This is a genomic window from Streptomyces albireticuli (assembly GCF_021228125.1).
GTDB classification, from domain to species: Bacteria; Actinomycetota; Actinomycetes; order Streptomycetales; family Streptomycetaceae; genus Streptomyces; species Streptomyces albireticuli.
This window is the reverse complement of sequence record NZ_JAJQQS010000007.1, coordinates 144,957-159,200: the sequence shown is the minus strand read 5'-3', so window position 1 is coordinate 159,200 and position 14,244 is coordinate 144,957. Positions and strand designations below refer to the sequence as shown.

Genomic DNA, 14,244 nt, shown 5'->3' with positions numbered 1-14,244 from the left:
TGACGTACCACCACCATTCGCAGGGGGAGTTGGAAGCAGCCGTGACCACCTGGACCGATCTCGCCGCCGCCCGGCCCATCACGCTCAGCGGCGACAGCGGCATCGACCGCGCCGCGCACCACCGCCTGGACGAGGCGTGGCTGGCCGCCGCCTGGAGCCACCCCTCCACGCGGGTGTTCGTGGTCTCCGGGGGGCAGGCGCTGATCGACGACACCCCCGACGGCCGCACCGAGCTCGTCATGACCCCCGCCTTCGAGGCGCCGGTGACGGAGACGCACCGCTACTTCCTGGGCGAGGACGAGGACGGCATCGCCTACTTCGCCCTCCAGAAGGACGCCCTGCCGGGCCGGATGGACCAGTCGGCGCGCCCCGCCGGGCTGCGCGAGGCGGGGCTGCTGCTCTCGCCGCGCGACGCCGGTCTGCTCGTCCACGCGGTGGCGCTGGAGAACTGGCAGCGGCTGCACCGCTTCTGCTCGCGCTGCGGCGAGCGCACGGTGGTGGCCGCGGCGGGCCACATCCGCCGCTGCCCGGCCTGCGGCGCCGAGCACTACCCGCGCACCGACCCGGCCGTGATCATGCTGGTCACGGACGACGCCGACCGGGCGCTGCTCGGCCGGCAGATGCACTGGCCGGAGGGCCGCTTCTCGACGCTCGCGGGCTTCGTGGAGCCGGGCGAGTCCATCGAGCAGGCGGTGCGCCGGGAGGTCGCCGAGGAGGCGGGCGTGGTCGTCGGCGAGGTGGAGTACGTCGCCAGCCAGCCCTGGCCCTTCCCGTCCAGCCTGATGCTCGGCTTCATGGCGCGGGCCACGTCCTCCGACATCCAGGTGGACGGCGAGGAGATCCACGAGGCCCGCTGGTTCTCGCGGGACGACCTGCGGACGGCCTTCGCCTCGGGCGAGGTGCTGCCGCCGACGGGCATCTCCATCGCGGCCCGGCTGCTGGAGCTCTGGTACGGCGAGCCGCTGCCGCAGAGCCCGACCTGGAGCTGACACGACGGCGGGGGCGCCGACTCCGTGGAGTCGGCGCCCCCGCGGTCACCTGAGGGCCGTGGCGCGCGTCAGGACGCGAGCGCCTGCTTGACCTGGGCCAGGGACGGGTTGGTCATCGTGACCGAGGCGCCGCCGCCCACCGGGGTCACCAGGACCGTCGGGACCGTCTGGTTGCCGTCGTTCGCCTTCTCGACGAAGGCCGCCGACTCGGCGTCGTGCTCGATGTTGATCTCGTTGTACGCGATCCCCTCGCGGTCCAGCTGGCTCTTCAGCCGCCGGCAGTAACCGCACCAGGTCGTGCTGTACATCGTCACGGTGCCCGACATGCGCCCTCGCTCTCCTCGGTGATGGGTGTTGTTCCGGTGGTAGAACGTGCACCCGTCCCCAGCCATTCCCGCATTAGTACGACCGGCTCGTCCCGCCTGTGGACGACATTCCCGGTCGCCCCCGCGGACCTGGCAGCATGGCGGAGTGACAGCAGCAACGCACTCCTCCCTCTTCCCGCCGGTTCCGGACTCCCCGGACGCGGTGCTCGACGGGCTCGACCCCGAGCAGCGCGCGGTGGCGACGGCCCTGAGCGGCCCGGTGTGCGTGCTGGCCGGAGCCGGCACGGGCAAGACCCGCGCGATCACCCACCGCATCGCCTACGGCGTCCGCTCGGGGGTGCTCCAGCCCTCCAGTGTGCTCGCCGTCACCTTCACCAACCGCGCCGCGGGCGAGATGCGCGGCCGGCTCCGCCAGCTCGGCGCGGGCGGCGTCCAGGCCCGGACGTTCCACTCCGCCGCCCTGCGCCAGCTCCAGTACTTCTGGCCCAAGGCCGTCGGCGGCGAGGTCCCGCGCCTGGTCGAGCGGAAGGTCCAGCTGGTCGCCGAGGCCGCGGCCCGCTGCCGGGTCCGCCTCGACCGCAATGAGCTGCGGGACGTCACGGGCGAGATCGAATGGTCCAAGGTCACCCAGACGGTCCCCGAGGACTACGCCCCCGCCGCCGCCAAGGCCGGCCGGGAGGCCCCCCGCGACCCCGCCGAGATCGGCCGGATCTACGCGATGTACGAGCAGCTCAAGCGCGACCGCGGCGTGATCGACTTCGAGGACGTCCTGCTGCTCACCGTCGGCGTCCTCCAGGACCGGCACGACATCGCCGAGACCGTCCGCCGCCAGTACCAGCACTTCGTGGTCGACGAGTACCAGGACGTCAGCCCGCTCCAGCAGCGGCTTCTGGAGCTGTGGCTCGGCGACCGGGACAATCTCTGCGTGGTCGGCGACGCCAGCCAGACGATCTATTCCTTCACCGGTGCCACCCCCGACCACCTGCTGAACTTCCGCACCCGCCACCCGCGCGCCACGGTCGTCAAGCTCGTCCGGGACTACCGCTCCACGCCCCAGGTCGTGCACCTGGCCAACGGCCTGCTCTCGCAGGCCCGCGGCCGGGCCGCCGAGCACCGCCTGGAGCTGATCTCGCAGCGCGACCCCGGCCCCGAGCCCGGCTGGGCCGAGTGCGCCGACGAACCGGCCGAGGCCGAGGGCACCGCCCGCCGGGTCCGCGATCTCATCGACTCCGGGGTGCCCGCCAGCGAGATCGCGATCCTCTACCGCATCAACGCCCAGTCGGAGGTCTACGAACAGGCCCTCGCCGACCTCGGGGTGCCGTATCAGCTGCGCGGCGCCGAGCGGTTCTTCGAGCGCCCGGAGGTCCGCGAGGCAGGGCTGCTGCTGCGGGGCGCCGCCCGGGCCGGCGGCCACACCGACCCCCAGCTCGCCGGTGCCGACGACGTGCCCTCCCAGGTGCGGGCCGTGCTCGGCACCCGCGGCTGGAAGCCCGAGCCGCCCGTCGGCTCCGGCGCGGTCCGGGACCGCTGGGAGTCCCTGGCGGCCCTGGTGCGGCTCGCCGAGGACTTCGTCCGGGCCCGGCCCGACGCCACCCTCGCCGATCTGGTCGCCGAGCTCGACGAGCGGGCGAGCGCCCAGCACGCGCCGACCGTCGAGGGTGTGACTCTCGCCTCACTTCACGCGGCCAAGGGCCTCGAATGGGACGCCGTCTTCCTCGTCGGTCTCACCGAGGGCATGATGCCGATCACTTACGCCAAGACCGACGAGCAGATCGAGGAGGAGCGCAGGCTGCTCTATGTGGGCGTGACCCGGGCCCGCTCCCACCTCTTCCTGTCGTGGTCGCTCTCCCGCGCCCCTGGCGGCCGGCCCGTCCGGCGCCCCAGCCGCTTCCTGAACGGCCTGCGGCCGGGCTCCGCCGCCGCTCGCGCGGCCGGCGGCCCCCGGTCCGGCAGCACCGCCGCGGGTGCCCCGGGCGGCGTCCCCGGCGGCGAGCGGCCCGCCCGCAAGCGGCGCGGGCCCGCCCGCTGCCGGGTCTGCGGGCGCACGCTGACCGACGCGGGCGAGATCAAGCTGATGCGCTGCGAGGACTGCCCCTCCGACCTCGACGAGGCGCTCTACGAACGGCTGCGCGACTGGCGTGCCGGACAGGCCGAGCGGCTCGGCCAGCCCGCCTACTGCGTCTTCACCGACAAGACCCTCCTCGCGATCGCCGAGGCCGTGCCGGGAACCGAATCGGAGCTCTCGTGCATCTCAGGTGTGGGAGGACGGAAGCTCGCCGCTTTCGGGGCCGACGTCCTGGCCCTGTGCGCCGGCGAGGACCCTTCGGAAGATTCTCCGGAAAAATAGTTTGCGCACGCGGACGGCATACCCATAGCCTTCCGAACACGGAGAACAGCGGTACTTCCGAGTTCCGGTGGATCCGTGCTGTACTGAGCCGACCCGGACTGGTTTCGACCGGTCCCCAAGACGCCGAGAGGAGGCGGAGACCAATGATCAGCTTCAACACCATCAGCAAAATGACCGATCGCCCGGTCGTCGCCACCCGTTCCCTCGGCTTCCCCTTCGGCTCTCTCGCGCTCCCGTCCCAGGGCACCGGTCTGTCCAACGCCGGTATTGCCCTGATCAATGAGCGACCGACCGAGGCGCCCAAGGTAACGGCAGCAGCATCGGCACAGGCCCAGGCCTATGCCCTTGAAGCGAGGACGACCGCCGGCGCCGGATCCACGCAGCACCAGCACAGCACGATGTGGGCCTTCCGTGGGCTCGAACCCTGGAGAGATCCAGCCTGATCGGCATGATCAGGTCGGCACCTTCCAGGGCCGCGGAACCCACACCGGGATCCGCGGCCCTTTTGTTTGCCCTTCGCCAGGACGGGGGGCGTAAAGCCCGGCCACAAGCCGGCACACACAGACGAGGAAAAGACAACCGTGCAGCTCAAGGCACATACCCCGTCAGTAGCGACCGACCTGATCCCGCCGCCTGTCCCCACGGAGGACTCCTTGACCCCCCTCACCGCGCTCACCGATCTCGACGACGCCATCGAGAACCTGGGCACCCCCGTCCCCTGCCGCAGCTATGACCCCGAGGTCTTCTTCGCCGAGACCCCGGCCGACGTCGAGTACGCCAAGTCGCTGTGCCGCACCTGCCCGCTCCGCGAGGCCTGCCTCGCCGGAGCTCTGGACCGCCGCGAGCCGTGGGGCGTCTGGGGCGGCGAGCTGTTCGTCCAGGGCGTGGTGGTCGCCCGCAAGCGGCCCCGTGGCCGTCCGCGCAAGAACCCGGTCGCCGCATGAACGTCCTAGGCACCATCGACCGCCCCACCACGCACGACCCCAAGAAGCAGGATCCGACGATGCACCGCCCCGCCGCCGAGCCATTCGGCTCCGAAGTCCTCTCCCGCAACACCTCCGGTGTGCCCACGGCACGCCAGAACAGGAACCGTGACATGCAACTCATCCCAGAAGCCCTGGCTCGTGCGCATATGCACGAGCGTCTCCGGGAGGCCGAGTCCGAACGCAGGGCCGTCCGCCTGGCCGCCGCGCGCCGCATGCAGCGCCGCGCCGAGCGCGCCTCGATGCGCGCCCGCCGCGCTCTGGCCATGGCGGTCATGCACTGAGACCCCGCCGGGACCCCACCGGGCCCCGTCGGTCTCCCACCGAACAAGCCTGCGGGGCCGGTCCGAACGGACCGGCCCCGCAGGCCGTTGGGTGCGTCTGTGCCCTCCCGGCCCGTTCGCGGGGATATCGTCTGGGAGTGGACCAGAAGACGCATGAATCAGTGCAGTTGGACCCTGAGGCCACCGAGAACGCCACGCCCATCACGTGCGCTCGCTGTGGCACCGCCGCCGACGGTACGCCGCCGACCTGGACCTGCTCCGTCGAGAACGGCAGCCGCCGCTACTTCTGCGACGACTGCGCCCGAGCCAACATCAGAGCCATCGAGGGCCGACTCGATTCCTCCTGGTGGTGAGGGCGGCCCCGCGGGCCGTCAGGCCGGTGTCTCCTGACTCTCGTCGGCCGCCGCGAACCCGGGCACCCACGCCTCCATCTCCTCCCGCAGCCGCACGGTCGCGCCCAGCTGGCACAGCACCCCGATGGTGCTGGTCGTCACCCGGTGTATCAGCAGATACGCCGGCGGCAGATTGAGCTGCCGCGCCAGCTGGTACGCGGGGGAGCGGGGGTCGGCGATCCGCGTCGCCTGGGCGCGCATCCAGCCCCGGGTGAAGGTGAACTCCGCCACCTGAGCCGGCTCGATGATCGGCAGGAGGTAATCCAGCACCGCGCCGGGCTCCAGCTCGATGCCCGGCTTGACGAACCCCTCCGCTCTCAGCAGCTCGTGGACCTCGTCGGCCGCGCCGTCCAGGGTCATCCGCAGGGCGGTGCCGATCTCCTTCGGCAGGCCCTGCGGCAGGCGGTCCACCGTGCCGAAGTCCAGCACGCCCAGCCGCCACTTCTCCGGCGGCACGTCGGGGGCGTCCCCCGTCAGCAGCCGGAAGTTGCCCGGGTGCGGGTCGGCGTGCAGCAGTCCCGTGCGCGCCGCGCCCGAGAAGAGGAAGCGCGCCAGCAACTGCCCGGCCCGGTCCCGCTGCTCCGGCGTGCCCTCCGCTATCACCTCGGACAGCGGCACGCCCTCCAGCCACTCCGTGACCAGCACCTGATCGCTCTGGTGCACCACGGCCGGCACCGTCACATCGGGGTCGCCCGCGAACTCCCGGGCGTGCGCGCTCTGGGCCCGGGCCTCCAGGCCGTAGTCCAGCTCCTCGGAGACGCGGTCCCGCAGCTCCGAGATCAGCGGCTTGATATCCATCCCCGGGATCAGCGGCCCCAGCAGCCGGGCGAACCGGCTCAATTGGGTGAGGTCCGACAGCAGGGCCTCGCCCGCCCCCGGATACTGCACCTTGACCGCGACCGCGCGCCCGTCGTGCCAGACCGCCCGGTGCACCTGGCCGATCGACGCGGCCGCCGCCGGCTGGTCGTCGAACTCCTCGAACAGATCCCGCCAGTCCTCGCCGAGCCGCTCCGCCAGCGCCGCGTGCACCGACTTCACCGGCATCGGCGGCGCCGCCTCCTGGAGCTTGGTCAGCGCCGCCCGATAGGGCCCGGCGATCTGCTCCGGGAGCGCCGACTCGAAGACCGACAGCGCCTGGCCGAGCTTCATCGCACCCCCCTTGAGCTGCCCCAAGGTCGCGAAGAGCTGCTCCGCCGTGCGCTGCTGAAGCTCCGTCGCGATCAGCTCCGCCGACCGGCCGCCGATGCGCTTCCCCAGGCCGAGCGCCGTACGCCCCGCGAACCCCAAGGGCAGCGCGGCCAACTTGGCGGTACGAGTGACCGCCTTGCGGGGTAGATCAGACATGCGCCCCTCCAACTAGCTGAACAGCCACGCCGCGGACGGCGGTTACCTGCTCATTGTCCCGTGCGGTGCCCCCACGGCCGAGGCGTATACCGAATCGGAAGATCCAGCCGCGCCGCACGGGCACCGCGGATGCGGCTCGACGGGCCGCGGGGACCAGGCCGGACCCGGCAGCGCCAGCTCCAGCCGCACCCCCGCGCCCGCCGGGGACCCACCGTCGAGAAAGGCCAGCGCCCGCGCCACGGTGAGCCCCGCCACCACCGTGGCCAGTGCCATGTCGCAAGACGGTACCCCCGGCCCGCGGCCGGACCGCCACTGGGCGAGCATCCGGGGCCAGGCGGGGTCCCGCTCGGCCCGCCCCAGCTCGACGCACCCGGCGCACGCCGACCCGCCCGGCAGCACCAGCGGGCCCACCAGACCGGTGGCCTCCAGCACGCCCGCGTACAGATGGGGCACGCCCGCCGCGACCAGCTCACGGGCCGCTTCCGGGTCCGGGGCGTAGGCGGCGAGTCCGTCCCGGGGAGCCCACACCACCAGCGACAGCGGAGGCTCCGCTTCCGCGCTCTCGCCCCCGCGGGCCCGGGGGCGGGGCCCCGGCGCCGCCTCCCGCACCACCCGCCGGGCCGCGGCGTCCCGCCGCTCCCCGATCCGCTCGGCGCCCACCCCGGCCGGTGCCACGTCCCACGGCTCCACACAGCCGCCGTCCCGCACATCGACCCGGCCCACGCCCGACGCCGACAGCAGCGCGGCCACCGCCGCCCCCACCCGGCCCGCGCCCCGCACCTGCACCCGCATCGCCTGCCGGGCACCCATCAGCTCCATCGCCGTCCCCGCGCCGGCGTGCAGCACGGACAAGGACGCCAGATCCGGCCGCAGCCGCTCCAGCGCCGGCCCCCGGTCCCGCACGGCCGCCGCGCGCTCGCCGCCCCCGTGCGGATCGTCGAGCAGCCCGGCCCGCGTGAGCCGCTCCACCAGACCGTCCACCCGCCCCTCGGACAGCCCGACGGCCCTTCCCTGCTCACGGAGCAGCGGCAGCCCCCGGGTGCCGTCGAGCAGCGTGAGGAAGCTGCTCGTCGCGGTGTCGACCGGCCCCACCCGCGTCGCGTGGGCCGGGGCCACACCGAACTGCACGGTGTCACGGCTGTGCCAGGCGCGCCGCAGCGCGGGCTTGAGCATCGGATGCATGAGATTCCCCCGTCGTTCCCCGTGATTCCCGTCGTTCCCCTGATGCCGCCGTGCCCGGTCGTTCCCCGCCGTGCCCCGTCGTTCCTCTGTGTTCCGGCCCCCAGCATGGGCCTTCCGGCGGAACGCCGCCCGAAGTTGTCCACAGGCCCGGACGGATAGTCGTACAAGCCAGGTGCTCTCCGGCTCTTTCGCCCCGACAACGACCGATGGGCGGGACTTCACGCCTCGCCAGCGGGTAACGTCGGGGCCGTGCCCGTCGACCCCCTGCACAGTGCCGCACGATCACCGCGCAGCGCCCCGAGCCCGCTCACCGGCGGCACGGGCACCGGTGCGGTGGAGGTCAGACGGAGCGCACGGCGCCGCAGGACGGTCTCGGCGTACCGCGAGGCCGACCGCACCGTCGTGCTCATCCCGGCCCGGATGTCCGAGGCCGAGGAGCAGCGCTGGGTGCGGGTGATGCTCGACAAGCTCGCGGCCCAGGAGAGCCGGCGGATGCTGGGCGACACCGAGCTGGCCGAGCGGGCCGGGCGGCTGTCGGAGCAGTACCTCGGCGGCCGGGCCCGCCCCGCGACGGTCCGCTGGGTCACCAATCAGAACACCCGCTGGGGTTCGTGCACCCCGGCCGAGGGCAGCATCCGCCTCTCCCACCGCCTCCAGGGCATGCCCGAGTACGTCGTGGACTACGTCCTCCTCCACGAGCTGTCCCATTTGCTCGTGCCCGGCCACGGGCCGGACTTCTGGCGGCTGCTGGACGCCTATCCGCGCACCGAGCGCGCCCGGGGCTACCTCGAAGGGGTGGCGGCCTCCGACCGGCTGCCCCATCTGCCCGCCGCGCGGAGCGAATGACTCCGCGACGCCCGGGCGCGGCCCGCCACGCCCCCGAACGAATGCGAGAAGCACAGGCGTAACCGTTAGCCTGACGCAACGCATTCATCACATGTTCGGATGGGGGACGGTCGTTACGCATGGCCAGGGAATTCCAGCGCGGCCACAAGGCCAAGATCAGTGATCTGACGGCGGGGACCGATCTGTACGTGGGTGTGCAGATCGCCGGCCCCGGCCTGACCTTCGACATCAGCTGCTTCGGCCTCGACGCCCAGGAGCGGCTCTCCGACGACCGGTACTTCGTCTTCTTCAACCAGCCCAAGTCGCCCGAGGGTGCCATCCAGCAGCTCGGCGCGCAGGCCGGTGACACCGAGTCCTTCCGCGTCACCCTGGACCAGATCCCCGCCCAGGTACGGAAGCTCAGCTTCACGGCGACGGTCGACGGCGCGGGACAGATGTCGCAGATCGGCCCCGGCTATCTGCGCATCGTCGCGGGCGGCGAGGAAGTCGCCCGCTATTCCTTCACCGGCACCGAATTCAGCACGGAACGCGCCGTGATGCTCGGCGACTTCTATCTGAAGGACGTCTGGCGGTTCGCCGCGGTCGGACAGGGATTCGACGGCGGGCTGGAGGCGCTGCTGCGGAACTTCGGCGGCGAGGTGCTGGACGAGGAGCCGGAGACCCCCGCCTTCCAGGCCCCTCCGGAGCCCGCCCGGGCCGCCCCCGCGTTCGCGCCCCCGGCACAGTCGGGCCCGCCCCCGGCCTTCGCGGCCCCGGCCGCCCCCGTACCCCCGCCCGCCCCGGAACCGGCCCCCTCCTTCCAGACGCCGCCGGCCCCCGCCTACCAGGCCGCCCCCACCCCGCCGCCGCACCAGGGCTTCCCGCCCCCGCCCGGCAGCACCCCGCCCCCGGCCGCCCCGCCGCAGATGCACGTGGCGCCCACCCTCGCCGCGCCCATCGCCCCGCCCGGCTACTTCGCCGACCAGACAACGCCCCCCGGCGGCCAGTTCCCGCCGCCCCCCGGCCCCCCTGGCGTGCCCGGCCAGCCCGCTCCGTACGGCCGGCAGCAGCCGGGCCCGTACGGCCAGCAGCCTTACGGTCAGCCCCCGCAGGCGCCCCAGCAAGCCCCTCAGCCTTACGGGCAGCCGGTACCGCAGCAGCCCTTCCCGGGCCAGCCCGCGCCCTCGTACGGTCAGCCCGTCGCCGCCCACGGCGCTCCGGGCGCCGCAGGTGTCCAGGCAGGCCTGGAGAAGTACCGCGAGGTTCCCACCGGACAGCGCTGGACGCCGCAGAACCCCAAGCTCATCCGCGTCGACCTCGGCGTCGACCAGCAGCCCGTGCTCGCCCGCCAGGGCAGCATGGTGCTCTACCAGGGCAAGGTCGACTTCGGCTACAAGGGCGCGGGCTTCGCCGGCCGCATCGTCGGCAACGCCACCGGCCAGGAGATGCAGCTGATGCGCTGCACCGGGCGCGGACAGGTCTTCCTGGCGGAGAACTCCGCGCACGTCCACCCCATCGAGCTCCAGGGCGACGCCCTCTGCGTCTCCGCCGAGTCCGTGCTCGCCTTCGACGAGTCCCTCCAGCACGAGGTACGCCGGATCGAGGGCCACGGCATCCCCGGCGGCGCGCTGTTCACCATGCAGTTCCAGGGCCACGGCACCGTCGTGGTCAAGACCCACGGCACCCCCGTGGTGCTGCCGGTCACCCCGACCACCTTCGCGGACAGCAACGCCGTCGTCGCCTGGTCCGCCGGCGCCCAGGTGATCGTCTCCAGCCAGGTGCGGCTGCGTCGCAGCTCCTACCCGGGCCACAGCGGGGAGGCCGTCAACCTCCAGTTCCGTGGCGCCCCCGGCAATTTCGTCGTCGTCCAGCCCTACGAGGTCTGAGGGAGCCCGCAATGACCATGAACCAGACTCCGATCCAGGGCTACGCCCCGACCCCGGTAACCGCCCGCATGGAGAACCACGGCAGCAGCATGCTGAAGGTGGCACTCCAGACGGGCCACGACGTCTTCGCGCGCAGCGGCTCGATGGTCGCCTACGAGGGCTACGTCCAGTACGACCCCAACCCGCCTGCCGTACGGCAGATGGCCTCCCAGTGGATCACCGGCGAGGGCCTGCCGCTGATGCGCTGCCACGGCGACGGCCTGCTCTACCTCGCGGACTACGGCGCCGACGTCGTCTGCCTCCAGCTCAACGGCGACTCCCTCTCCGTCAACGGCACCAACATCCTCGCCTTCGACTCCCACCTCCAGTGGGGCGTGGAACGCGTCAAGGGCATGGCGAAGTTCGCCGGGCAGGGCCTGTTCAACGTCGGTATCAGCGGCACCGGATGGGTGGCTCTGACCTCCCGCGGCACCCCGATCGTCGTGGACTGCGGGCGCGGCGAGGACGAGACCTACGTCGACCCCGACGCGCTCGTCGCCTGGTCCGGCAACCTCCGGATGAAGGGCAAGCGCAGCTTCAAGGCGTCCTCGCTCATCGGCCGGGGCAGCGGCGAGGCCTACCAACTGGGCTTCTCCGGCGAGGGATTCGTGGTCGTACAGCCCAGCGAGGACAGCACAGACCGGCTCCGGGCGCGGGGCTGAGGGGAAGCGAAGACACCATGCAGAGCCCGCTTTTCGGCTTCACCGAGGCCCAGACCCAGGACCGCTACGCCCTCCAGAACCCGCAGTTGCTGCGGGTCTCGCTCACCGGCCACGACGACGTCCTCGCCCGTAAGGGCTCGATGGTCGCCTACCAGGGCCTGATCGAGTTCGACGGCGAGTACCAGACGCGCGGCCAGCGCGACTCCCGCTCCCGCACCGGCGAGGGCCTGGACCTGATGCGCTGCTCGGGGCAGGGGACGGTCTACTTCGCCAACCTCGCGCAGTACGTCCACGTGCTCGACGTCGACCGGGACGGGCTGACCGTCGACGGCGCCTACGTCCTCGCGCTGGACTCCACCCTGCACTGGGAGACCATCGCCGTCGACAGCCACGAGGGGATCTCCGGCACCGGCTCCCACCAGCTCAACATCACCGGACAGGGCAAGGTCGCCCTGATGACCTCCGGCCAGCCGCTGATGCTCCAGGTCACCCCGGACAAGGTCGTCAGCGCCGACGCGGACGCCGTCATCGCCTGGTCGACGTCGCTGCGCGTCAACATGCAGGCGCAGACGTCCTCGTCCGGCGTGTGGCGGCGGCGCGGCAGCACGGGCGAGGGCTGGGAGCTGAGCTTCGCCGGCCACGGCCACGCGCTCGTCCAGCCCAGCGAGCTGCTGCCGCCCCAGGGCGCGCAGATCGGCCAGGGGCTCATGGCCCAGTACGGCGTCGGCCAGCAGGGCGCCCACGGCCGCAACCAGGGCAACATCTGGTCCAACTGACACCCGGCCCCGAGGCCGCGTCCAGGACATGCGTAAGGGGCGGTCACCCATGGTGACCGCCCCTTACCGCTGCCTGTGGGCGCGGGCCCCTACAGGCGCGCCAGCGTCCGCTTCACCAGCTGGACCACGGAGTCGTCCGCGACCTCGCCCACCTCGTCGTACGCGAACCAGCGCAGCTCCAGCGACTCGTCGCTGATGGCCTCCGAGGCGCCCTCCGGCACCAGCGCGGCGTACTGCACGTCCAGGTGCCAGTTGCAGGGCGAGGGGATCGGATGCCGGTCCAGGCGCACCGGGCCGCCCGGCAGCAGCGTCAGGCCGGCGATGCCGGACTCCTCCGTCGCCTCCCGCAGGGCCGCGGCCTCCACCGTGGCGTCACCGGCCTCGCAGTGGCCGCCCATCTGCAGCCACATCCGCAGCTTGCGGTGGAGCGTGAGCAGCACCTGCCCGCGCGCCGGATCGATCACCAGCGCGCTCGCCGTGACGTGTCCGGCCGTGCAGGGCTTCCCCATGCCGTCAGGGTGGGCCGCCAGGTGCTCCAGATAGAGCCCGCGCAGCTCCTCCTGGTCCGGGTACGCGCTCAGCACCCGGACCGCGTCGTCGTGCAGGCTCACTTCTTGTCGTCGCCGTCCTTGTCGTCACCGGTCGCCGGACCGGTGTCCTCACCGGCGTCCTTACCGGTGTCCTTCGACAGGTCCGGCTTGGCCGCTCCGCCGCTCGCCGCCTCGCCGAGCATCTTGTCGATCTCGGAGAAGTCCAGGTGCTCGCGGTGGACGAAGCCGTCCGGGTCGTCGAGGTCACCGGCGGTCGGCAGCATGTCCGGGTGCTCCCAGAGGGCGTCCCGGCCCTCCAGGCCGCGCGCGTCCGTCAGCGACGCCCACAGCCGGGAGGCGTCCCGCAGGCGGCGCGGGCGCAGCTCCAGGCCGATCAGGGTGGCGAAGGTCTGCTCCGCCGGGCCGCCCGAGGCGCGGCGGCGGCGCAGCGTCTCGCGCAGCGCGTCGGCCGACGGCAGGTGCGGGGCCGCGGCGGCGTGCACGACCGCGTCCACCCAGCCCTCGACGAGCGCCAGGGCGGTCTCCAGGCGGGCCAGGGCGGCCTTCTGCGCCGGGGTGTCCTCCGGCTGGAACATGCCCTGCTGGAGAGCCTCCTGGAGCTGCTCCGGGTGCGTCGGGTCCAGCTGGCCGACGACGTCCTCCAGCTTGGAGGTGTCGACCTTGATGCCCCGGGCGTAGCCCTCGACGGCACCGAAGAGGTGCGAGCGCAGCCACGGCACATGGGCGAAGAGCCGCTGGTGGGCGGCCTCGCGCAGGGCCAGGTACAGCCGGACCTCGTCCTGCGGGACGCCGAGGCCCGAGCCGAGGGCCGCGATGTTCACCGGCAGCAGCGCGGCCTTGCCGGCCGGACCGAGCGGCAGGCCGATGTCCGTGGAGCCCACGACCTCGCCCGCCAGAACGCCGACGGCCTGGCCGATCTGGGTGCCGAACATGGCGCCGCCCATGGACCGCATCATGCCGATCAGCGGGCCCGCCATGGCCTGCATCTCCTCGGGCAGCACATCGCCCATGGCCGCGCCGACGCGCTCGGCGACCGGGTCCACCAGGTCCTTCCACACCGGGAGGGTCGCCTCGACCCACTCGGCGCGGCTCCAGGCCACGGCGGTGCCCGAGCCCGACGGCAGCGACGTCACGCCGTCCAGCCAGAGATCGGCCAGGCGGACGGCCTCCTCGACCGCGGACCGCTCACCGGCGGTGACGCTGGCGTCCTTGGTGCCGTCGGCGGTGCCCTGCGCGACGGTCTGGCGCGCGATGTCCTTGGCCATGTCCCAGTTCACCGGGCCGCCCTCGTAGGAGAGCATCTGGCCCAGCTGCTGGAAGGCGGCGCCCAGGTCGCCCGGGTTCATCGAGGACCCGAACATCGCGGCGAAGGGGTTGTCCCCGCCGCCGGGCCCGCCGAACCCGAACGGATTCGCGGGTCCCTGGCCGCCCTGGCCACCGGGGGTCTTCTTGCCGTCGCCGCCGTTCTCCGGCTCCTCCGGCGGAAGACCGAATCCGAATGGGGTGTCACTCACGGGTTTCCTCGGCTCGTAGGGCCGCCGGCTTTCAGGACCGGCGGCGAATGCCCGACAACACCACCCAGCGTAGACACCTCGCCGGTATCCGGGCTTGGTGCTTCGCCGACCCGGGGCCTGCGGCAGGATGGACGTCACCTGGTC

The 14,244-nt window shown here is 72.8% G+C and carries 15 protein-coding genes; 10 read left to right on the top strand and 5 right to left on the bottom strand.

Annotation, left to right across the window (positions count from 1 at the left end):
- Positions 1–41: 41 nt before the first annotated feature.
- On the top strand, positions 42–989 hold the full coding sequence (gene nudC / locus LUZ64_RS15695; RefSeq protein WP_095578688.1) for an NAD(+) diphosphatase: 948 nt from the start codon (positions 42–44) through the stop codon (positions 987–989).
- Between the two features lie 68 nt (positions 990–1,057).
- Here the strand turns inward: nudC and LUZ64_RS15690 are convergent, their stop codons facing one another.
- Positions 1,058–1,315: a mycoredoxin gene (locus LUZ64_RS15690; RefSeq protein ID WP_087926380.1), complete on the bottom strand. Its 258-nt coding sequence runs from the start codon at positions 1,313–1,315 to the stop codon at positions 1,058–1,060.
- Between the two features lie 145 nt (positions 1,316–1,460).
- Here LUZ64_RS15690 and LUZ64_RS15685 point away from each other — a divergent pair, with 145 nt between their 5' ends.
- The 5 genes from LUZ64_RS15685 (at position 1,461) to LUZ64_RS15665 (ending at position 5,282) form a co-directional block, all read left to right on the top strand.
- Positions 1,461–3,662: an ATP-dependent DNA helicase UvrD2 gene (locus LUZ64_RS15685; protein ID WP_232390249.1), complete on the top strand. Its 2,202-nt coding sequence runs from the start codon at positions 1,461–1,463 to the stop codon at positions 3,660–3,662.
- 143 nt (positions 3,663–3,805) lie between these two features.
- A complete protein-coding gene (locus LUZ64_RS15680) occupies positions 3,806–4,105 on the top strand; it encodes a hypothetical protein (RefSeq protein WP_095578689.1) in 300 nt (99 codons plus the stop codon).
- A gap of 138 nt (positions 4,106–4,243) precedes the next feature.
- A complete protein-coding gene (locus LUZ64_RS15675) occupies positions 4,244–4,606 on the top strand; it encodes a WhiB family transcriptional regulator (protein ID WP_095578690.1) in 363 nt (120 codons plus the stop codon).
- On the top strand, positions 4,603–4,929 hold the full coding sequence (locus tag LUZ64_RS15670; protein WP_095578691.1) for a putative WhiB-interacting protein: 327 nt from the start codon (positions 4,603–4,605) through the stop codon (positions 4,927–4,929). The genes LUZ64_RS15675 and LUZ64_RS15670 overlap by 4 nt, the downstream gene beginning before the upstream one ends.
- A 161-nt stretch (positions 4,930–5,090) precedes the next feature.
- A complete protein-coding gene (locus tag LUZ64_RS15665) occupies positions 5,091–5,282 on the top strand; it encodes a hypothetical protein (protein WP_170116640.1) in 192 nt (63 codons plus the stop codon).
- 18 nt (positions 5,283–5,300) lie between these two features.
- Here LUZ64_RS15665 and LUZ64_RS15660 read toward each other — a convergent pair whose 3' ends face one another.
- A complete protein-coding gene (locus LUZ64_RS15660; protein ID WP_095578693.1) occupies positions 5,301–6,665 on the bottom strand; it encodes an ABC1 kinase family protein in 1,365 nt (454 codons plus the stop codon).
- 42 nt (positions 6,666–6,707) lie between these two features.
- Entirely contained in the window at positions 6,708–7,847 is a 1,140-nt protein-coding gene (locus LUZ64_RS15655; RefSeq protein ID WP_232390248.1) for a ThiF family adenylyltransferase, read from the bottom strand.
- A 249-nt stretch (positions 7,848–8,096) separates the two neighbouring features.
- Here LUZ64_RS15655 and LUZ64_RS15650 point away from each other — a divergent pair, with 249 nt between their 5' ends.
- From LUZ64_RS15650 to LUZ64_RS15635, 4 genes are all read left to right on the top strand, one after another.
- The gene (locus LUZ64_RS15650; protein WP_095582199.1) at positions 8,097–8,693 is read left to right on the top strand and encodes a M48 metallopeptidase family protein; all 597 of its coding nucleotides are present in this window, start codon (positions 8,097–8,099) and stop codon (positions 8,691–8,693) included.
- Positions 8,694–8,812: 119 nt separating this feature from the next.
- On the top strand, positions 8,813–10,558 hold the full coding sequence (locus LUZ64_RS15645; protein WP_232390247.1) for a TerD family protein: 1,746 nt from the start codon (positions 8,813–8,815) through the stop codon (positions 10,556–10,558).
- 17 nt (positions 10,559–10,575) lie between these two features.
- Positions 10,576–11,259 carry an AIM24 family protein gene (locus LUZ64_RS15640; RefSeq protein ID WP_095584070.1) on the top strand — a complete coding sequence of 228 codons (684 nt, stop codon included), beginning with the start codon at positions 10,576–10,578 and terminating at the stop codon, positions 11,257–11,259.
- A gap of 17 nt (positions 11,260–11,276) precedes the next feature.
- On the top strand, positions 11,277–12,035 hold the full coding sequence (locus LUZ64_RS15635) for an AIM24 family protein (RefSeq protein ID WP_095584048.1): 759 nt from the start codon (positions 11,277–11,279) through the stop codon (positions 12,033–12,035).
- Between the two features lie 89 nt (positions 12,036–12,124).
- Here LUZ64_RS15635 and LUZ64_RS15630 read toward each other — a convergent pair whose 3' ends face one another.
- Both LUZ64_RS15630 and LUZ64_RS15625 read right to left on the bottom strand, forming a co-directional pair.
- The gene (locus LUZ64_RS15630) at positions 12,125–12,646 is read right to left on the bottom strand and encodes an NUDIX hydrolase (protein ID WP_095584049.1); all 522 of its coding nucleotides are present in this window, start codon (positions 12,644–12,646) and stop codon (positions 12,125–12,127) included.
- On the bottom strand, positions 12,643–14,100 hold the full coding sequence (locus LUZ64_RS15625; RefSeq protein WP_095584050.1) for a zinc-dependent metalloprotease: 1,458 nt from the start codon (positions 14,098–14,100) through the stop codon (positions 12,643–12,645). The genes LUZ64_RS15630 and LUZ64_RS15625 overlap by 4 nt, the downstream gene beginning before the upstream one ends.
- Positions 14,101–14,244 lie beyond the last annotated feature (144 nt).